The organism is Paludisphaera borealis (assembly GCF_001956985.1).
GTDB lineage: Bacteria > Planctomycetota > Planctomycetia > Isosphaerales > Isosphaeraceae > Paludisphaera > Paludisphaera borealis.
Genome location: NZ_CP019082.1, coordinates 504,598 through 525,809, shown reverse-complemented (window position 1 = coordinate 525,809; position 21,212 = coordinate 504,598). Strand labels below are relative to the sequence as shown.

Annotated in this window: 11 protein-coding genes; all 11 read right to left on the bottom strand. The window is 65.6% G+C overall.

What is annotated here, in order from left to right; all coding sequences use genetic code 11:
- Window positions 1-11: 11 nt before the first annotated feature.
- The 11 genes from BSF38_RS02020 to BSF38_RS01970 all read right to left on the bottom strand — a co-directional run bounded on the left by BSF38_RS02020 (window position 12) and on the right by BSF38_RS01970 (window position 21,184).
- On the bottom strand, window positions 12-3,464 hold the full coding sequence (locus BSF38_RS02020; RefSeq protein ID WP_076343222.1) for a HAMP domain-containing histidine kinase: 3,453 nt from the start codon (window positions 3,462-3,464) through the stop codon (window positions 12-14).
- 36 nt (window positions 3,465-3,500) lie between these two features.
- Window positions 3,501-5,492: a beta-L-arabinofuranosidase domain-containing protein gene (locus tag BSF38_RS02015; protein WP_083712633.1), complete on the bottom strand. Its 1,992-nt coding sequence runs from the start codon at window positions 5,490-5,492 to the stop codon at window positions 3,501-3,503.
- A gap of 132 nt (window positions 5,493-5,624) precedes the next feature.
- The gene (locus BSF38_RS02010; RefSeq protein WP_076343221.1) at window positions 5,625-6,404 is read right to left on the bottom strand and encodes a hypothetical protein; all 780 of its coding nucleotides are present in this window, start codon (window positions 6,402-6,404) and stop codon (window positions 5,625-5,627) included.
- 56 nt (window positions 6,405-6,460) lie between these two features.
- Window positions 6,461-8,056 (bottom strand): TolC family protein, encoded by a 1,596-nt coding sequence (locus BSF38_RS02005; RefSeq protein ID WP_076350536.1) that lies wholly within the window; start codon window positions 8,054-8,056, stop codon window positions 6,461-6,463.
- A gap of 208 nt (window positions 8,057-8,264) precedes the next feature.
- The gene (locus BSF38_RS02000; protein WP_076343220.1) at window positions 8,265-9,614 is read right to left on the bottom strand and encodes an efflux RND transporter periplasmic adaptor subunit; all 1,350 of its coding nucleotides are present in this window, start codon (window positions 9,612-9,614) and stop codon (window positions 8,265-8,267) included.
- The gene (locus BSF38_RS01995) at window positions 9,611-12,970 is read right to left on the bottom strand and encodes an efflux RND transporter permease subunit (protein ID WP_083712632.1); all 3,360 of its coding nucleotides are present in this window, start codon (window positions 12,968-12,970) and stop codon (window positions 9,611-9,613) included. The genes BSF38_RS02000 and BSF38_RS01995 overlap by 4 nt, the downstream gene beginning before the upstream one ends.
- 341 nt (window positions 12,971-13,311) lie before the next feature.
- Window positions 13,312-14,916, bottom strand: coding sequence for a glycosyltransferase (locus BSF38_RS01990; RefSeq protein ID WP_076343219.1), 1,605 nt, complete (start codon window positions 14,914-14,916; stop codon window positions 13,312-13,314).
- A 37-nt stretch (window positions 14,917-14,953) separates the two neighbouring features.
- Window positions 14,954-17,311, bottom strand: a complete 2,358-nt coding sequence (locus BSF38_RS01985) for a serine/threonine-protein kinase (RefSeq protein ID WP_076343218.1) — start codon at window positions 17,309-17,311, stop codon at window positions 14,954-14,956.
- A 16-nt stretch (window positions 17,312-17,327) separates the two neighbouring features.
- Window positions 17,328-18,038, bottom strand: coding sequence for a class I SAM-dependent methyltransferase (locus BSF38_RS01980; RefSeq protein ID WP_076343217.1), 711 nt, complete (start codon window positions 18,036-18,038; stop codon window positions 17,328-17,330).
- 193 nt (window positions 18,039-18,231) lie between these two features.
- Complete coding sequence (locus BSF38_RS01975) at window positions 18,232-19,695, bottom strand: metallophosphoesterase (RefSeq protein WP_099091937.1); 1,464 nt, start codon at window positions 19,693-19,695, stop codon at window positions 18,232-18,234.
- Window positions 19,696-19,843: 148 nt separating this feature from the next.
- Window positions 19,844-21,184 (bottom strand): NAD(P)/FAD-dependent oxidoreductase, encoded by a 1,341-nt coding sequence (locus BSF38_RS01970; RefSeq protein ID WP_076343216.1) that lies wholly within the window; start codon window positions 21,182-21,184, stop codon window positions 19,844-19,846.
- Window positions 21,185-21,212 lie beyond the last annotated feature (28 nt).

Here is a 21,212-nt window from a genome sequence, read left to right as displayed (position 1 = left end):
CCGCGCGGCCCTCACGAATCCGATTTGCGCGAAATGGGCAGGACGACGCGGAAGCAGGTCCCCTCGCCGGTCGCGCTCTCGACCTCGATACGCCCGCCGTGGTCCAGGACGATGCCATGGCTGATGCTCAGCCCCAGCCCCGTCCCTTCGCCTGAAGCCTTGGTGGTGAAGAAGGGGTCGAAGATCTGCGACTGCACGTCGACGGGCATGCCGCAGCCGTTGTCGCGGATCGCGACGCAGACGTCGTCGTCTCGAAGTTTCGTTTCGATGACGATCTCGCCGTCCTGACGATGGGTGGAGTCGATGGCTTGCATCGCGTTGACGAGAAGATTCAGGAAGACCTGATTGAGCTGCGCGGGCGATGCGGCGACCAGCGGGACGGTTCCCCAGCGCTGCGAGACGGCGATCCCCCGTCGGTCGAGTCGACCTCGGATCATTTCGAGAGCCGCGTCGATCGTCTCGTGAAGGTCGACCTGGTCGGCGGCCTTGCGGTCGAATCGAGCGAAGCCGCGAAGGTTGTGGACGATGTCGGCGACGCGCTTGACCCCCTGACGCGTGCTGCCGAGCATCTTGCCGAGGTGTTCCTTGACGTAAGCCAGGTCGCATTCTTCATCGAGCCGTCGGATCTCGATCGCGAGGTCGGGACGTGCCGAGGCGATGAGGTCGATACTCTGCTCGTAGCAGACGAGGATGCCCATCAGCGCCCGCGCGTCGCGGTCGAGGCTGGCGAGGTTGTTGGCGACGTAGGCCAGCGGGTTGTTGATCTCGTGAGCCACGCTGGCGCTGAGCATGCCGAGCGATGCGAGTTTTTCCGACTGGACGACGCGGGCGTGCATCTGAGTGCGATCGATGAACTGTCCGATCTGATTGCCCAGGATCTTCATCATCGCGATCAGCTCGGAGTCTTGGGACCGAGACTGGCGGCTGAAGAACCCGAGCACGCCCAGACATTCGCCGCGCAGCAAGACGGGCGTCCCGAACGCGGTGCGCAGTCCTTCGGCCGCAAGGGTGTCGGCCAGACGGCGATCCGGGTCCTGAGAGAGATCGGGAATCCAGACCGCGTCGCAGTTCGCCCACACCCGACCCGGCAGGGCTTCGCCCGATCGGAAGTCGTGCGCGCGAAGCTGCTCCTCGAAGCTGGACGACGCGTCGTCGCCGGTGCGCCAGACGGTCAGACAGCGGATCTGCTGGGAGCCTGAGTCAGTCCTCCAGAGAATCCCGAAATCCCACTCCAGACGCTCGCCGACGATCTGGAGGATTCGGGGGGCGGCCTCGACCAGCGAGTCGGCCTCGGCCAAGACGCGGGCCGTCGCGTATTCGACGGCAAGTCGCTGCTCGAAACGCTTCCTCCGGGTGATGTCGTGGAAGACGACCAGGCCCCCCTGGATCGCCCCCCGGTCGTCGACGAGAGGGCGCCCGTTGACGAGCATGCACCGCCCTTGCTGAAGGCTGGGATGCCCGATCATCAACTCGATCTGATCAACCGACTCTCCCCCGATCGAGCGATGAAGGGGCAATTCCGCAGTCTTGTACGGAATGCCGACGTTGGGGGGATAAACCGACGCCAGGGGGTGCCAGGCTTCCGCAACCGGCCGACGGCCGAAGATGCGTTCGGCGGCCGGATTGATGACCAGCAGCCGCGCCTGCTTGTCGGCGACCACGACGCCCTCGCTCATGCAGTCGAGGACCGACCGCAGGATGCCGGTCTGCTCGCGGAGCGCGGCCTCCGACCGCGCCAGCTCGCCGGCGTGCCTCCCCAACCGCTGGTTGAGGCGGCGGATTTCTTCGACCTGATTGAGTCGCGAGAGGGTCCGGGCGGCGTGGCTGGCCAGCGTCTCCAGCGGTCGAAGATCAATGGCGGCCGGGTCGAGTACGCCACGCACCGCGACCTGAAGCGTCCCGAGCACGTCCTCGCCGACCAGGGGCAGGATGATCTGCCCCCGGATGCCCGCCTGGGCCACGGCCTCGTGATCGCATCGAGGATCGGCCAGCGAATCGGGGATGATCTCGATCCGGCCCTCGCGGACCACATCCGCCAGGACGTCTCGGCCGTCGAGAGGCCGAACCGTTTGCTCGACCACGCCGGTCATGGAGCCCGCGCCCCGGACTCCCCGGATCACGCCGGCCTCGCGATCCACCAGCGAGATCATCGCCAGGTCGTAGCCCAGCCGCGAGCAGAACTGGAGCACCGAGTCGAAGGTGCGATCGATGGTCTGGGAATCCGCCTGGGACGTGGAGATCCGGAAGAAGGCGTCGAGCAGGTCGCGGACGGCTTCCAGATCGCGCGTGCGTTCGGAAATCCGCAGTTCGAGGTCGGCGTGCGACAGCGCGAGCTGTTCGGTCATTTTCGAGAAGGCGAGGCCGAGGACGCCGATCTCGTCGTTCGAGGAGACGTGGATCGGGGCGTTCAGATCGCCGGACGCAACCGCCTCGGCCGCCTCGGCGAGGCGACGGATCGGCCGCGTGTGCTGGCGGGCCAACACATACGAGGCCGCCAGACCGAAGGTCAGGATCGATCCGCCGATCGCCATCAGCAGCCATCGCAGCCGCGTCACGGGCGCGTAAGCCTCGGCGACGTCGATCTTGGCCACCATTCCCCAACCGCCGTAACCCACCGGCCGGTAAGCCGCGAGCACGTCCCGCCCCAGTCGATCGGGCGACCGCAAGAGGCCACGGCGGCCCATGATCGCCAGGTTCATGGACGCCGACTTGTCGATGGGGAACCGGGTCCGCTCCGGACTGTGGCGGGGAGGGAACAGGTAGCGAATGCCGCCGTCTTCGTGAATGCCGAGCAAGACCTCGCCCGTCCGGCCCAACCACTCCGAATTGGAAAGCTCCGCCGCGATGCGGCCGAGATCCACGAGCAAAAGAATCCTGCCGATCTCGCTTCTCGCTCGATCTCGGACAGGCGCCGAGAACAGCGCGGTCGGCGTCGTGCCGACTTGCTCGGGAACCGCGACGAGCGTCTCGCCTCGGCTCGGCTCGCGCGCGCTCCAACGTCCGATCGGAAACTTCTCAGTAATCTCGGCGGGGCCGCTGGAGGCCAGTACTTTGCCCTGAACGTCTTCGAGCCAGATCGCCAGGAAATCCTTGGCGCTCTCGCGGACGTCGTCCAGCACGTCCTCGACGTCCTTGCCGAACTGCGCCTCGCTCAGCGATCCGCGCTTCAACTGCTCAAGCAAGATCCGCAGCCGCGTGCGGGTCGCGAGCTGGCGGACGCGTTCCTCTTCCTGCTGCATCGTCGTCAAGAGCAGGGCCTGTCGGTCGTCGGCGATCACCGAGAGCTGCGCATCGATCTGAGAGCTGACCATCGCGCTGACGTAAAGATACCCGACCGTGATCAGCACCCCGGCCGTGAGCGCGACCAGGAAGCCGACGAACAGGGTCAGCTTGGCGACGATCGATCCCTGAGGCTTCACCCTGGGCGGGGAGGACTCCGGAGTCGGCTTGGAGGCGATCACCATGGGGAAATCCGGGTTGCTGCCGGATCACGGATTCCGTCAGCGTCCGGACGAGCGGACCAGCATCGGAAATTCGGTGATCCGAAGATCGGTGCAGCCGTAAGGGATGAGCCTCAACTCTTCCAGAGGCGCGTCGCTCCGCGCGGGACTTCGCGGCGGAGGCGCGGCGGCCCCTCGTTCGATCTTCCAGCTTTCAAGGCGCCGCCCCTTGACCTGTAGCGAGATCGGAGCGGCGTCCACCGAGAACAGCGAGCCGCTCGCGTTCAGCGGGCTCTGTTCCAGGCTCAGGGACTTTGCGAGATTCGCCGGGTCGATCTCCAATGCGTAGTTCCAGGGAGTCGTCGGGTAGACCTCCCAGTCGGCGAATATCGGATTGTCTTTCAGCTTCTTCCACTCGGCGCCGATCGGCAGGGCGAAGACGAGCGGGCCGCGCTCGACGGCGACGGAATCGTGATCGCCGCGATAGAGCCGGAACTCGGACGGCAGGGCGAACCGGACGACCGTCGAGCCGCTCCACCGGGCGTTCATCGCCTGGTAGCCAGCGCCTTCGTTCCTCGGGGGACCGACTCGTTGAACGGTTACGTTCGTTCCCTCGATCATGAGGGGGGGCGACCACTCCGGCACGCGAAGTTCCAGCGGAAACGTCATCGGCTCGGGGACCGTCACGACGATCTCGATCGCATCGCGGAACGGGTAATCGGTCCTCACCTCGACCTTGACCGGCTTGCCCTGGATCTCGGTTTCGACGATGCAAGGCGCGTAGGCGACGACGGCCAGTCCTCCGCCGGGCGTCTTCATCCACAGGTTGGAGGCGAACTTGGGCCAGCCCTGATGGAAGTTCGCCGTGCAGCAGCCGAAGTTGGGCTCGAGGCCGTAGAGGTTGGAATCCGGTCCGTTGTCGACGTAAACGTGCTCGCCCTCCCGCTTACATACGACCTGGTTGCACTGCTGATCGTACTGATGAGCAGTCATATCTTTCTTGAAGGTGGCGGGCAGGGCGTTGAATGTGATCTTCTCAAGCCGATCGCCCAGCCGGGCGTCGCCGGTGATCGCGATCGCCGTTTCCAGCGAGTACATGGCCTCGACCACCGTGCAAAGCTCGGTGCCCTGCGACGGGCTGCGGCCGGCGAGGTGTTCGTCGCAGGTGAACATCCCCGTGGCCTGGCCGTGGTATTTGTCGAGGATTTCGAGCATCGAGAAGACGGAGTCGCGGTCCTTGGGGTCTCCCGAGATCCGGTAACGGACCGGCCCGTACTTGAGCCCCATGGCGGTGTTGACTCCGTGAGTGTCGAGTTCGAACTTGCCCTGCGTCTTGCCGGTGAACTTGAAGTCGTCGAAATGGGCGCGCCAGTCGTAGCTCTGCGCGAAGGCTTTCCGCGCCAGGTCGATCAGCCAGGGCTCGCGGACGCGGTCGTGCAGCGCGTAGAGGGCCGTCGAGAGATCGGCCGCGCGCATCTTACCCCAGTTCGACAGCGGCGTCTGATCGAGAACCTTGTCGAGCTTGCGGGCGCACCTCAGCAGCGCGGGAATCACGCGAGGGTCGGCCGTGGCCTGCTCGTACTGGAGGAACGCCTTGAAGAGAGGGAACAGGGGCCAGGGATCGTAAGGCTGGTGGCCCGCCGCGTCGCCGATCGGTCCGAGCCAGCCGTCGGGCTGCTGGTGTTCGAGGATGGTGTCGACGAACCGCTTGACCTTGGCCTTGAGCGCCGGCTCGTCGTTGAGGTAAGCCAACGGCACGAGGCCGTCAAGCCAGTACGGTACGCGCTCCCAGCCTTCGGCCTTGCCGCCGATCCAGGCGCTCGACTTGATGTCGGGCCAGAACTCGTCGAGGCAGCCGCCCAGACCGGCCGCCTGGATTTCCAATTGACGCTTCAGCCAGCCGGTCGGCTTGATCCGCCCCAGGGGGAGCGGCTCCAGGGCGTTCGCCTCGATCCGCCCGGCCCTTGGGGGTTCGGCGAATCCCGAATGCGGCGTTCCCAGGATCAACCCGAGTGCGGCGATCCAGACATGGCGTCCCTGGCTGCGAATCATGAGTAGGCGTCCGTGGTGTCGTGCTGAACGGTCGAGCGCCGCGTCCAACACGTCCATTCTAGCCTGTCGCGGAGGGACCACGCCAGGACGGGGCGGGTGTCGGTCGTACCGCGCCCCGGCCGGTCGCGGAGTTTACGGATTGATATTGGCGTTGCGGAGGATGAACGCGATGTTGGGCGCGTAGACCTGTCCCTTGAAGGTGACGACGGCCGTCCCCTGTTCGAGCACGCCGCGCGTGCGTTTGCCGTTGGGCTTGTACTTGATCTCAAGGACCCCCTGAGAGTAGCCCTCGACGAAGTTCCCCGCGCTGGTGTTGGTGTCGAGCGAGACGCTCACGAAGCGATTGGGTCTGCCGTGGTCGTCGACGTCGCTGCTGGGCGACGCCAGGTTGAAGCCGAGCGAGCTGTTCGAGTTGATGTTGCGGTCGAAGATCACGCTGGCGCCGCTGTTCTGGATGCTCGGGTCTTTGGCCACGATCAGGCCGAGCTGGATGTCGGCGTGGAGGATGTTGGTGGTGCTGCCGACGCCCTGGATGGCCACCTGGAGGGCCTCGCTGTCGAACCGGCCGGGGCCGATCGTGTAATTGCCGACGAACTTCGCCGTGTAGAGCGATTTCTTGTACTGGAGCGGGGTCATCGCGCCCCTCGGAGAGAGCATCAGGTTGATCCCCTGAGGCCCTTGATTCTCGGGCAGGGCGATCGACGACTGCGAGGGGGCGAAACCTTTTTGTCCGCTCGTCGAGGCCGCGGAGGCGGCGGCGGACGAGGAATCGCCCAGCATGGAGCGAGCCTTGACCGAGTTCATGAAGCTCTGGTGGTTGCTCATCATGATGTTGGTCACCAGGGAGAGGAGCTGGCGCTCTTCGACGGCCTCGACGACCGGCTTCCAGCTTCGGGATCTTCGACGCGACATCAGTCCCTCCCACAGAGTCTCGGGAATCTCCGAACCGATCTTCGGCCGAATCCCACTCAGGGCATGATCCGTTTGCCCGTGACGGTGTTCAAATCCAGCATGCTGCGGCGGTGGCGGATCGCGGTGTCGAGGTATTGCTTGGCCACTTGGTTGAAATCAAGCTGTGCGTTGATATAGTTGACGATACTGGTCTCGCCCGACAGGTAGAGCCGGTAGGCCTCCTGCTGCACCTGGCGGGCGGCCGGGATGACCTCGGACTTCAGCTCGTCGACCTCCTGGCGGGTGACGGCGTACTCCTGGGCGGCCTTCTCGACGTCGATGGCGATCTGCCGCTCAAGCTCGGCGATCTCGGTCTTGGTCTGATCGACGTTCAGCACCGCGCGCTGGATGCCCCCCTGATTGCGATTGTAGACGGGCAAGGGGACGGTGACGCCGAGCGCCCAGGAGTACGCGCTCTTGAGGCCGTAGGGCGTGTTGTCCTGATACGTGAAAGGCTGGGCCAGGACGAAGACGTCGTTCAAGCGGTTGGCGCGGGCGAGTCGGACGTCGGCTTCGGCCCGGTGAAGTCCCAGACGGAACGAGACGATGTCGGGACGCTCGGCCAAGGCGATCTTGACCATCTCCTCCACCGGCGGCGGCGGGGGCGCATCGTCCTGGATCGTCCCCCGAACGCTCATCGCCTCGATCTCGGGCCGGGTGAGGTTCATGAGCGAACCCATCTCCAGCTTGGCCTTGCGATACGACGCCTGGGCGTCGATCAATCCGAGCCGGGCGGTGCGGTACTGGTTCTTGATCCGATTCAGATCGCCGAGCGAGACCCCGCCTTTCTGGTGGAGCTGCTCGGTCCTCGCGGTCAGGTCTTGCAGCCCCTTGACGCTCGACTGAGCGTAGCGGACCGTCTGACGCGCGGCGAGGACGCCGAACACGAAGGCGTCGTAGACGTCGTCGATCCGCTGTCGAACCGCCTCCTGATATTGCGCCTCGAGGACGCGTTCGGCCCGCATGGCGACCTGGGTGCGCGCCTGTCGCTTGCGGGTGACGTCGAGCGGGTAGGTGACGTTCACGTCGTACTGCGTGGGGCCCCCCGGCGCCGCCCGGTTGAACTGGCCGAACGGGACGAGCTGAGCGTCGGCGTAGAAGACCGGGTTGGCTCTGAGGCTGGCCTGGAGGGTGTCGGCCTTGGCTTGGGGGATCTCGAAGAATTTCGAGCGGAGATCCAGGCTTCGGTTCAAGGTGGTCGCGATGGCGGCGTCCAGAGTCACGCCGTCGGCCGGCCCGTCGTCCTCAGCGCCCTCGGGGATGGAGATCACGCCGAAAAGCGGCACGGACGCGCCCGAAATCGGCGCCGACTCCGGCGGGGCGATCGGCTGCTGCATCAGGGTCGGAGAGATCGCCTCGGGCGTCGAGACCGAAGTCGGAATCCCCTTGGGCGTCGAGATCCCCGGGCGTCCACCGATGATCTGGCCGGTGTTCGGCGAGTTCCCGAGCGAGCCGCCGCCGCTGCCCGGCGCCCGGCCGAGTCGCGACACCGACGAGCCGGCGGCCGATCCCTCCGAGTCGGAGGTCCCCTGGGCCGGGGCGCGAACGGCGGCGACCAACAGGACGACGGCGAGTAAGAGCAGGGGGCTCGGTCGAACCAAGAACGGGTTCATCGTCTCGCAGGCTCCTTCCCAGGCACGGCGAGGCCGTATCCCGGCCTGAGCGCGACGCGGCTTGGCCGCCGGGATCGCCGGGGCGGGCGTCTCGCGATCGATCGAATCCATACGATCGACGCCTTTCTTAGATCGACCGGCCGCGCGGCCGACTGGAGCCAAACCGCGACCGCGGAGCGATCGCCGCGACGGTCCGGCCCGGCTCGGATCAGTGCAGCTTGATGGTCACCGACTTTTCGGGCCTGCCGAACGACTCGTCGTCCCTGGGGCGATCGGACGACTTCTTGCCTTCGATGGTGAGCCGATCTTCGTGCATTTGCTCGAGGATCAGACTACCGGTGACGGCGAGCGTCTCGCCGACTTTCAAGCCGGCGTGCTCCGTGGTCGCTCTGGCGACGATCACCCAGTCGCTGGTCTCCTTGCTGACCAGGATCTTGCGGCGCTCGAATCGATGGCCGGGCCCCGGCTGCTGGACGAAGACGAAATCGAGGCGGTCGACCGAGACCATCGACTCGCGTGGGATGACGGTCTCACCGGGTTTGGGTGGGATCTCCAGGAGGACGCGGACGAACATGCCCGCCTTGAACCGTTTCTCGGGATTGGGGATCGACGTCCGGAACTTGGCCGAGCGGGTCTCGGGGTCGATGGCCTTGTCGATGCCTTCGACCTCGTCGGTGATCGTCTGATCGGAGTACGGGAAGATGATCCGGAGGGTCTGGCCGATCTCGACCTTGTCGGCGTCGAGCTCGCTGACGCTGCCCCGCACCCACAGGTGGTCGAGCGGCGCGATCTCCATCAGCTCGTCCTTGGCGTCGTAGTAGTTGCCCGGCACGACCGACCGCTTGATGACGATGCCGTCGGCCCGCGAGCGGAGGATCAGCCGGGCCTTCTGCACGCCGTCCTCGTTCTCCACGTCTTCGACTTCCTTCTCGGTCAGGCCATAGACGAGCAGTTTGTCCCTGGCGAGCTTCATTAGGAGCCGGCTCTTGCTCTCGTCGTTCTCGATCTCGATCAGTTCCTTGCGGGGGATCGTCTCGCTCTTTGCCAGGGGAGCCTTGTAGTCGAGAACCTTCTTGTCGCGGATCCACTGGCTGCGCGCCGTCTCGTAGTCGCTCTTGGTCTGCGCCAGGTCGGTGCTGAACACTTCGAGCAGGGGGTCGCCGGCCTTGACCACCGCGCCGAAACCGACGAGCACCTTGTCGATCCGGCAATCGAACATCGACCGGATCAAGGTCAGCGTGGCCGGATCGTAATCGGTGACGCCGGTGAGCCGGAGGATGACCGGCTCGGTCTGGGTCTTGACCGTGGTGGTCCTCAGGCCGATCGCTTGAACCTGGGCGTCGGTCAGCTCGACCACGCCGCGCGGCAGGGTCGACGTCGCCTCGCCCGGCGATTTGACCCAGTCCTTCCGCGGCGGCTCGTCGGCGTGGTGCGCGGATCCCGAGAGCTGATGCCAGGCCGAGAGCGCGCGCGCCCGGCTTTGGTGATCGACGGCCAGCCAGCCGGCGAGGCCCGCCGCGGCCAGCGCGACGACCAGGATTTTCCAGCCGATTCTCATGACGAGCTTCCTTCGTGATCTTCAGCGCCAAAGTCGGTCGCGTCGCCCTCGTCGGAATCGATGGCGGCTTCACGGCGGCCGTCCGGCGAGGCGGAGCGGTGCTTGTGAGGGAAGAAGCGGTCGCTGTAGTGCGAACCTTCAATCAGATCTTCGCCGCAGGGTGCGGTTCCGGCCGGGGCCGGGAAGAAACTATAAAGGATCGGCATCAAATAACGCGTCAGGAACAAGGTGCAAAGCATGGCCCCGACCACGACGATCGCCAGGGGCTTTTGGGCCTGCGAGCCGATCGAGGTCGCCAGGGCGGCGGGGAGCAGGCCCAAGGCCGCCGTCAGCGAGGTCATCACCACCGGCCGAACCCGCAGCTCGGCCCCGCGCATCACGGCCTCGCGAACCGGCAGGCCCGCGGCGCGCATCTGGTTGAAGTACGAGATCAGCAAGACGCCGTCCTGCACCGCCACGCCGAAGACCGAGATGAACCCGACCGCCGCCGAGATGCTGAACGGCGTTCCGGTCACCCACAGGGCCAGCACGCCTCCCATCGCCGCCTCGAGCACGTTGCACATGACCAGCAACGCGTCCTTCACCGACTTGAACGTCGTGTACAACAAGATCAAAATCAGACTGATCGACAGGGGCACGATGAACATCAGGCGACTGTTCGCCTGCTCCATCTGCGCGAACTCCCCCGCCCACTCGATCTGGTAGCCCTCCGGGCGCTTCACCCCGGTGATCGGATCGTTGATCCTGCGCTGGGCCTCGGCGATCGCCGAGGCCAGGTCGCGTCCGTGGACGCTGAACTTGATGGGTATGTAACGACGATTGTTTTCGCGATAGATGTACGAAGCGCCTGGCTTGTGTGGATCGATCTTGACCAGTTGCTTGAGCGGAATCCGCGCGCCCGGTTTGCCGTCGTCCCCCGGCGTGTCCACCAAGATCCGTCCGATCACCTCGGGATCGTCGCGCTGGTCCTTGGGGAGCCGAAGCACGATGTCGAATCGCTTCTCTCCCTCGACCATCTGCGTGAACGCACGCCCTCCCACGGCGACCTGCACCACCGACTCGACGTCGGCCACGTTGATCCCGTAGCGGGCGCATTCATGCCGGTCGATCTGGATCTCAAGGTTGGGTTGACCGATGATGTGGAAGAGGCCCGCGTTGTCGATGCCCCGAACCTGGTTGAGGATCGTGACGATCCGTTGGCCCTCTTCCTCCAGCACGTTCAGGTCGTTGCCGAACAGTTTGATCGAATTGGCGCCCTTGACGCCTGAGAGCGCTTCCTCGACGTTGTCGCGAATAAGCTGCGAAAAGTTGAAATTGACCGAGGGGAATTCCCGAAACTTCTCGCCCAACTCCTCCTGGATCTCCTCGCGCGTGATCGCTCGGTCCCAGATCTTGCGGCCCAGGAACATGACGGGCTTCGTCCGCCATTGCTCCATGGGAATCAGAGGAGCGTTGAACTCGAGATTGAAATAGCTGGTCACGTCGGTGCCGTCGTCGGGGCGGCCGACGTGCGACATCACGCCGCGGATCTCGGGGATCGAGCCGATCACCGAGCGGAGGCGAGGGGCCACCCGCGCGGCTTCCTGAAGCGTGACCGTCCGCGGCAGGAGGGCGCGGATCCAGAGGTTCCCTTCCTCCAACGGAGGCATGAACTCGCCGCCGAGCCGCGGGACGAGCGTGGCCGTGAAGATCAACAGCCCGACCATCGCCGCGAGCACCAGGAAGCGATGATCCAGCACCCGGTTGAGCATCGTCAGATAGCGGACCTTCATCAGCCGGTCGACGAAGGTGTCCTTCTCTTCCTTCTTGTTGTGGAAGAAGAACGAGCAGAGCACCGGCGTGAGCGTCACCGCGAGCAAGAGCGCCCCGAAGATCGCGAAGGCGTAGGTGTTCGCCATCGGGCCGAACAGCGCGCCCTCCGGGCCGGTCATCGAAAAGAGGGGGATGAAGGCGCAGACGATGATCAAGGTCGAGAAGAAAAGCGCCCGCTCGATCTCGTGCGAGGCTTCGGCGATGCGGTCGATCAAGGGACGGCTGCGGTCGGCCCCGCGCGCCGTCACGTGGCGATAGATGTTCTCGACGATGATGACCGAACTGTCCACGATGATGCCGAAGTCGACTGCGCCGATCGACAGCAGATTGGCCGACTTGCCCTGCATGTAAAGCACCGAGATCGAGAACAAGATCGCCAGCGGGATAATCAGCGCCACGATCCCCGCGCTCGTCAGGTCGCCCAGGAAGACGAACAGGATGAGCGTCACCAGCCCCATGCCCACCAGCATGTTGTGCAGCACGTTGTGGGTCGTGACGTTGACCAGATCGGTTCGCCTGTTGAACGGCACGATCCGCATGCCCGCGGGGAGGATGCCGCCGCTGTTGATCGCGTCGATCTTCTCCTGAACGGCGTTGGAGGTCGGCAGCGACTTCTCGTACTTGCGCATCAGGATGATGCCTTCGACGACGTCGTTCTCGCCGTCGCGGCCGACGACCCCCAGGCGAGGCTCATAGCCGATGACCACCTTGGCGAGCTGGCGGATGTAGACCGGCATGTTCTTGTGGGTGGTGACGACGACGTCCTGAAGATCCTCGAGCTTCTCCACCTCGATCGCATAGGCCCGGTCAGCGTGGGCGGGATCGAGCGGATCAACGCCCTCGCCGAGATAGCCGATCGCCCGGACGTTGTGCGACTGGGGCCCCAACGGCAGGATGTCGCCGCCGACGTTGGCGTTCGATTGGCTGATCGCGTCGGTGACCATTTGCAGGGTCACGTCGTATCGCTTCATGAGCTGACCGTCGAGCAGCACCTGGTACTGCTTGACCGTCCCCCCGAAGCCGGTCACGTCGATCACTCCCGGCACCGTCCGGAACTGCCGCTCAAGCACCCAGTCCTGCACCGCCTTGATCTGGTTGAGCGTGTATCCGGGGCCTTCGAGCACGTAACGGACGATCTCGCCGGTGGGGCTCCAGGGTGACAGGCCGGGGGTGACGCCCGGCGGAAGGCCGTTTATCATGCTGATGCGGTTGATGACTTCCTGGCGGGCCAGCCAGTAGTCGGTGCCGTACTCGAACTGGCACTTGATGTCGTTGAGGCCGGCCAGGGAGATGCTCCGCAGATACTGGAGCCCGGGCATGCCGTTGAGCACCGTCTCCAAGGGGATGCCGATCAGGCGCTCCATCTCCTCGGGGCTGGCGCCCGGATTCTGGGTGATCACCTCCACCAGCGGGGGCGTCGGATCGGGGTACGCCTCCACGTTGAGATTCCGCGCGGAATGCAGCCCGACCCCGATCAGCAAGATCGTGCCCAGAATCACGATCAGCCTATTGTGCAGGCTCCAGGAGATCAGCGCGCGGACCATGACGTGTCACTCGTTTCTCGAAGCGCTCGCCTGCCGGCTGCACGTGGACTCGATCCGCCTTCGGCCTTCCCGCGCGGACAGAGCGCGGGGAAGGCCCTCTCCAAACGCTCACCGACGACCCTCGGCGCGACTCGGATGCTTCAATGTACACGCCGGGACGAACTCCAGGAATGCCTACGGGAGAAATTCTTAAGGCTTACCAATAAACCCAGCGCCCCGCCCCCGGATCGCAACGAGCCGAGGTCACGACTGCATGACCTCGGCCGCCTCGATTCCCGCCCTTCGGGCTTGGGCTCTCCTCGACTGATCGCCGGAACGTCCTGGGCGTCGGCCCCGGGGGTTCATCGAACTCCGTGCGAGAGGGCTCCGTTGGTTTCGCGGCCGTTTCGGGAGCCGACGGCGGATTGTTTCTTCTCGCGCCAGAGCCGATGGACGAGGTCTTCATAGCCGCGGGCCATCCGGCGAGCGTGGCCGCGCTCGTCGGCGACCTTCTTGGCTTCGGCCGCGAGACCGCGGGCCCATTCCGGATGCTTCTGGAGCAGCAGGACCGCCGAGCGGATCGACTCCACGTCGCCCGGAACGACGACGCCGTTGACCCGATCGATCAGGAGATCGGGGACGCCGCCGACGTCGGTGGCGATGACGGGACGCCCGCACATCATGGCTTCGAGGACCACCAAGGGGTAGCCCTCCTCGGCGGAGACCATGCAGAGCGCGTCCATCGCCTCGTAGTAGTCGCCGAAGCAGCCTTTCCCGACCGTCATGGCGAACCGTCCTGGAATGAGGCGGTTGGCCAGATCGAGGAGTTGAGGATGCAACGGCCCCCAGCCCACCAGGAGCGCCTTGAAATTCTGAGGCAATTTCGCGACCGCTTCGATGACGCGGTGGGCGCGCTTCTCGGGCGAGAACCGGCCGACGTAGCCGACGACGAAGTCGTCCGGCCCGAAGCTGAACCGTGCGCGCGACTCCGAACGCGAGAGGCTCCTGGCCAGATGCGACGAATCGACGCCGTTGGGAATGACCGTGGTCGGATAACCGTCGGTCACTCGCTCTTGAACCCTCCGACTGACCGCCACCACATGATCCACGACGGGCCCGCAGCCGTCGAGATAACCGCGCGTGTAGCTCCCCTCGCCGTGAGCGACGAAGACGGTCAGGGCGGGGCGGCAGTCTCCGAGCCAGTCGCCCAGTTCGCTCGGCCCCCAGATCATCAAGACGTCGCTTTCCGCCGCGGCCCGACGGACGGCCTCGCGGCCGCCGACCTCGGTGGGAATCGACAGCTCGGCCGCGAACTCCGGATCGAAGAATTCCGGCATCGTGACCAGGCAGCGGGTGAACTGAAGCCGGCCGGGGTCGAGAAACCGGGACAGCCCTTTAAGCCAGACCTCCACCCCCGCCCGCACCAGCGAAGGGCCGATGTGAGTCATCTTCAGCGGCGTCGTCGCCGACGATTCGGATTCGTCGTAAACGCCGCCCGCGCCCGAGATCGCCGCCTTCGAAACCCCGCCTACCTGAAAGCCCTGCCAGCTCGGTACGCCCCCCGAGACAGCGCCCACTTGATGCGACCCCACAATCGGCGCAGCGCCCGAAAGGTGGACGGCGGGCGACCCCGAGTACGAAACATGAGCGCCAGTCGGCGCTGAGCCTGATAAATGAACGGACGGCGACGCGCCGAACGCCACGTGGGCCCCGGCCGGCGCCGCGCCCGAGAGATGGACGACGGGCGACGCGCCGAACGCGACGTGAGCTCCGGCCGGCGCCGCGCCCGAAAGATGGACGACGGGCGACGCGGCCGAGGTCGCCTCGGGATGCGGCCAACCGGCTTCGAGCGAACGACGCAGCTCGGCGGTCGACAGGCGAGACGGGAAGCCCGCCGGCGGCGAGGCGCCAGTCGTGGAGGAGGGGTCGTCGATCGAAGAAAGATCGTGGTCTTCGTCGTACTTCATGGGGGGGATTCCGTCTCGTTGTGGACGTGAGCGGCGGTCAAGGATGTGTTGGAGGCGCCTCGTGCCTGGGAAGGACCGCGCCCGCGAAGGCGGAACCGCCCGTCGCGGCGTCCTTCACCGATATCGTCGCCGGTTCGGCGGGGCGGAGGTAATCGGGGCTCGCCGGGTCGAGCGAGAGTAACGGTACGTCGTCGACCACTTGAGCGACGAAGCCGGCGCCGGCGACGCCGCGGCCTCCTCGCCACACATTACCCTCGAACCAGCGCGGGCCGGCGACCGACAAGTCGTGCCTCGAAGGATTGGTCCCGTCACAATCGATGATCAAGTTGCGGGCGATGGACAGGTTCGTTAAGTCGTCCCGCGACTTGCCGAGGCTGATCCAGGAATTGAGACCGAAGAACGTGTTGTTCCTGATCATCATGTTGGCGACCGGATCCTCGCCAGTGACGTCCAAGGTCACGCCGATCTGCCCATCGGAGAGAATGCACTCGGAAACCGTCACGTCGTGGATGTCGTTCTCCAAGATGATGAGCAAGCCCGAGCCGCGAATCCGACAACGCTCGATCCGGACCGAAGAAATGGCGGCCCCCAGCGTCTCGCCGCCCAGCACGATCCCCAACCCTCCGGCCGTCACGTCAAGCTCACTCAATCGCGCGGGGCTCTCGGCGGACCCGCGCGTCCCGTTGGTCAAGTAGACCGCCGCTTTTCGCGAACCCGCCGGCTGATCGATCTGGAGCTTGTCGAGAACCATCCCCGAGACGTTCTTGTAAAGCACGACGCCGTGCTGCTCACGGCCGCACTCGAGCCTCAGCCCGCGCACCGTTATGCCGGGCGTGTCACGGACCTCCAGGAGAGTGATCTCCTTCTCCGATGCGAAAAGCGTCGCGCCACGCGGCGATTCGATGGTCAGGCCGCTCAACCGCTGCAACGGGGTGATAATGATCGGCCCCTCGTAGCGGCCGTCGTCGAGAATCTGAATGGTCGCGCCGGGCTTCGCTTGTTCGACGGCCTTGCGAAGGTCCGTGAAATCGGCGGCCCCATCGTGCGAGACCGTCAAAGGCTGGTTCCCCGACCGCGCGACCGGCTGCGGCCGAAACCACGACGACAAAGAGGGCCGCCACCACCACGCCGAGGCGATCGCCGCGACCGCGACCACCCCAAGCAACCCCACGACGGCACCGCGCTTCAGGAGGCCGCGCCTCTCGGGTTGCGAGAACAGGCTCCTGGGCTGCGAGAGCAACGGAGTGACGTCCCGCGACGGTTCGAGGCTCTCGGTGGTCAACAGCCGCCGCAATTCGTCGGCGACTTCGTTCGCGGACTGGATGCGGTTCTTCGGTTCCTTCTCCAGGAGGCGGCTAACCAAGGCCGCGAGCGACTTGGGGATGCTCGGGTCGACCTCGTCGAGCGGGAGGGGGTCGAAGTCGCTCACCCGGCGAACGACGTCGAGCATGTGACTGCCGATGAACGGAGAGTGGCCGACGACCATCGCGTAGATGACGCATCCGAGGCTGAAGAGGTCGCTGCGCGCATCGACTTCCTTACCCTCGACCAGCTCGGGAGACATGTACGAGGGGGTGCCGAGGACCTGGTTGGTCGGGGTCAGATCGGCGCAGTCGAGGGCGACCTGCGCCAGGCCGAAATCGCCGATCTTGACCCGGTCGACCGAGTTCTCCAGCATGACGTTCGCCGGCTTGACGTCGCGATGGATGGTCCCCACCGCGTGGGCCGCGGCCAGGCCGTCGGCGATCTGCGCGCTGATCCGCACGATCTCCAGAGTAGGCAGCGGGCGACGATGGCGAATCCGATCCTCGAGCGACTCGCCGGCCACGTATTCCATGACCAGGTAGGGCACGTCCTTGTGCTCGCTGACGGCGTGGATCGTGACGACGTTGGGATGGTTGATCGCCGCTACCGCGCGCGCTTCGCGTGAGAACCGCAGCCGGGCGCGTTCGTTGACCGCCAGCGGCGGCGCCATGACCTTGATCGCGACGACGCGATGCAACAGCGGATCGAACCCCTTGAAGACGATCCCCATGCCGCCGCGACCGAGTTCGTATTCGACCTCGTAGTTGCCGAGCCAGCCCAGGCTGCTCCCCTGACGATCGGGGAACAGATAGCGGACCGCGCTGTCGGCGTCGTCTCGATTGAGCTTGGCGTCGTAGTCGGTGCGAGGGTTGACCCTCTCGGCGTCGTTCAGAGTGTCGCCCGTCAAATCGAAACGGAAACTGTGCGGCCCCTCGTCCTCGATCGTCGGCTCTCCGGCGAAGACCTGCAATCGACACTTCGTGCACGAGCGCAAATGCGCGGCGACGGTCGAAAACGACTCGGCGCGCAGCCGTCCCGCGGCGTACTCGCGCAGTTGATCGTCATCAGGACAGTCAGCGGGTTGACTCATAACCTCCCTCTCCGACTCAGATCGACGCCGGCCGCCCGTTGGCATCGTGATTCGACGACGCGCACGGCCGGGGCCGCCATTCGTGCAGATCGAAGTGGTTGGCTCCCATCGACTCAGGCGCGAACGCACCGACGCTGGCCGTCATCCGCGTGACGGCGAAACCCGTCTCCTCGGCCAGCTCCAGGAATTCTCGAGGCGTCCAGCACGCCGTATCGATGAACGTCCGAGGCGATCGCGGCTCGTCGTAGACGGGGAGCTGAAACACCAACTTGCCGGTCGGCTTCAAGACCGCGCGACAGGCTCGCATGATCGCCGGCAGATCCTCCTTGCGGTTGTGCATCCAGCAAATATACGAATAAACGACGTCCACCGCGATCCCCGGCGGCAGTTCCGCCCCATCCGTATGGTGTAGCGAGAGATCCGGAAAGCCTCGCTGGGCGAGCAAGCCGAGCATGCCGCTGGAGATGTCGACCGCATGAGTGCGCCGGAACATCCGGCAGAGATACTGGGTCACGCGGCCGCTGCCGCTGCCCCACTCCAGAATCGTCTGGTCGCGGTAGCCCGGACACAACGTCGCGAGATTACAGGCGTCGGCCCAGCCCGACCGGTCGAAATGGTCGACCGAGCTCGTGCCCGTGATCCAGTACGCATGATCGGCCGAACTCGCCCAGTCCCAGCGCGCGCGACTGTACGCGAACCCCTCATGTTTTTCCGAACTCTCGATCATCCCGACCGCCTCGCGTCGACTCGACGTGCAATGCAAGCCCCATCCCAAGCAGGATTTCCTCCGTAATATCCCACCTGATCGTCAGGTCGTAAGCAACAAAAATCCCCGGGCGAGACGGACTAGCGACGAAGAAATCGACCACCGTCGGGACCGCGCGGTCCCGATCGTTCGTCGCGCCGAGAGCCGGCCGAGCTTATTTAGTCACACTAAACTTATCCAGCTCGTTGCCGTCGGCCGAGATCTGGCGGACGGTCAGGGTCTTGCCCTGGACGTCGGCGACGGTCAGGGAGTGGATCTTGGAAACGAACTTGCACGTGAACTCCTGCCATGAATCGGGGTCGTCCTGCTGGCTTGGATCGTAGAGGGTCGCGCCTCCCGCGCCGGTGACCAGGTAGATGACGCCCTGGGGGCGCGTCATGGTCCGGCCGTCGAACGCGCGATCGAGGACGAACGAGCCGCCCAGCAGTTCGCCCGGCTTGACGGCGCGGCCGGCGGCGTCGACGGCCAGGGTAAACCGGAGCGGGTAGGTACGCTGATAGTTGTGGACGTGGCCGCTGAAGACGACGTCGACCTTGCCGGCTTCGAAGACATCGGCGAGCACGCGCGTCAACTGGTCGGCGAAGTGGGCCTTCGACGAGTTGAAGGGGGGCTGGTGGAACGAGACGAACCGCCAATCGGCGTCACGGGCGGCGGCGAGGTCGCGTTCAACCCAGGCGCGCATTTCGCGGGCCGTCCAGTTGACGTACGCGTTGGTGTCGAGGACGGTCCAGTGGGCGTTCCCGTAGTCGAACGAGAAGTTTCCGGCCCCCGGATAGGCGTCGCCGGCTGACTCGCGAAACGCCTTCTGGTTCTCCTCGGGGCCCCTGAGCGGCGGCACGTGGGGGCCGCCGTCCCGGAGCGCGGGACCGTTGCGCGGCTGGTCCCAGTAGAAGAAGAACGCCAGTCCGTCGGGGTTCTTGCCCAGGTCTCGATCCGCGATGTCGTGGTTGCCGGCCGCGGCCAGAAACAGCGTCGAACGGAGCAGCGGAGCGCCGACGTCGCGCGAGGCCTCGTCGGCGTTGTAGACCGGCCAGAACTTGTCGCGGTACTCGGAAACCCGTCCTCGGCTGTAGACGATGTCCCCGGTGATCATCACGTAGTCGGGGTTCGCACTGTGGACCTGATAGGCGACGGCTTTCTCGCCAGGGGTCCCGGCCCCGCAGTCGCCGAAGACCACGAAGCGATGCGGCTGCTCTTTGGCCTTCGGTGATTTCACGGTCGACGAGAAAACGACCTCGTCCCCTCGAATGACGCGGTACGAGCAAACGCCGCCGGGCGTCAGGTCGCGGAGACCGGCTCGATAGACCCGGTGCGGCGGCTGTCCCACGACGGCGATCCTCTGGCTCCGAGGCGCGTCCGTCGACCGCCAGGGCTGGTCGTCGGCCGCCCGGTACTCGACTTTCCAGCCGGCGTCGACGTCGGCGGCGTGCCAGACGACGTCCAGGCCGTCGATCTTGCGAGGGTCTGCAGGATCGCCGAGCTGGATGTAGGGCTTGACGACGAACGCGCCGGCCGGGTTGGTCTCCGCCTGGCTATGGCTCGATGAACCACAGCCGACGGCCGCCGTCAGCAGGACGAGAAACGTGCAACGGATCGTGGAACTTCCAACATTCATCATGCTTACTCCGCATGGGCGACATCGCCCACGCAACCTCGCTTCATGCCATGGAGACGTTCGGGAACACGGTCCGCCCTGCGATCGACGCGGGGATAGGATTCTCGCCGCTCGGGCGGGGGATTTCCACGAGAATCGACGGCTCAGCCGTTCACTTGATCGCCTCGGCTTGCGTTGTGGACGGCAGCCGGCTTTCGGTCAGGCCATGGACCAGAGGGCCTTCGGCCCGGCCGGTGATCAACCGCGCGCCGCGATCGTAACTGATGTACGACCAGGCCCACTGGATCATGACGAACAGCCGGTTGCGAAAGCCGATCAGAAAGAAGATGTGGACGAACAGCCAGAGTAGCCATGCGAAGAAGCCCGAGATCTTCAGGCGGCCGATCTGGGCGACGGCGGCGCCGCGGCCGATCGTCGCCAGCGACCCCTTGTCGACGTAGCGGAACGGCTCGCGCGGCTTGCCTCCGAGAGCGCGGAGGATGCTCCGGGCCGCGTGCTTGCCCATCTGCGCGGCCGCCGGCGCGACTCCCGGCACCGGCCGGCCGTCTTGCTCGGCATGGGCCAGATCGCCGATCACGTAGACTTCGGGATAGCCGGCGATGGTCAAATCGGGCTCGACGATGACGCGGCCCGCTCGATCCAGCGGCACGCCCATCATCCTCCCCAGGGGAGACGCCGAGACGCCGGCCGCCCATAGAACGGTCCGCGCCTTGATCCGCTCGGAACCGATCCACACCCCTTCGGCGTCGATGCCCGTGACGTGGACGCCGGAGCGTACTTCCACGCCCAGCGTTTCGAGTTGACGCTTCGCACTCTCGGAAAGCTGTTCGACGTACGACGGTAATACGCGGGGGGAGCCTTCGATCAGAATCACCCGGGCCGAGGCCGGGTCGATGTGCCGGAAGTCGCGCGCCAGCGTCATCCGGGCGACGTCGCGGAGCGTGCCCGCCAGTTCGACGCCCGTCGGTCCGCCCCCCACGATCACAAAGGTCAGCCACTCCCGGCGCCGCGCCTCGTCGGTCTCGCGCTCGGCGATCTCGAAGGCCAGGAGGACCTTGCGGCGGATCACCAGCGCATCCTCGATCGACTTCAACCCCGGCGCGAACTCTTCCCACTCCGGATGGTCGAAATACGAGTGAGTCGCCCCGGCCGCTATGATCAGACTGTCGTAACCCAACTCGCCGTCGGCCAGGATCACGGTTCTTCGAGCCAGGTCGATCCCGACCACGTCGGCGAGGAGGATGTCGGCGTTCCGTTGCTGGCGGAGGATGCGACGGATCGGCCCCGAGATGTCGCTCGGGTTCAGCCCGGCGGTCGCCACCTGGTACAGGAGCGGCTGGAACAGATGGTAGTTCTGTCGGTCGACGACCGAGAGCCGCACCGGAGCCCGCCGCAGCGTCTGAATCGCCGCCAGGCCGCCGAACCCGGCGCCGATCACCACGACGCGATGCAAACCTTGCGTCGCCGCCCCCCGCTTCGCCTCGCCGTCCAAGCTAGACACGTTCGCTGATCTCCCACGT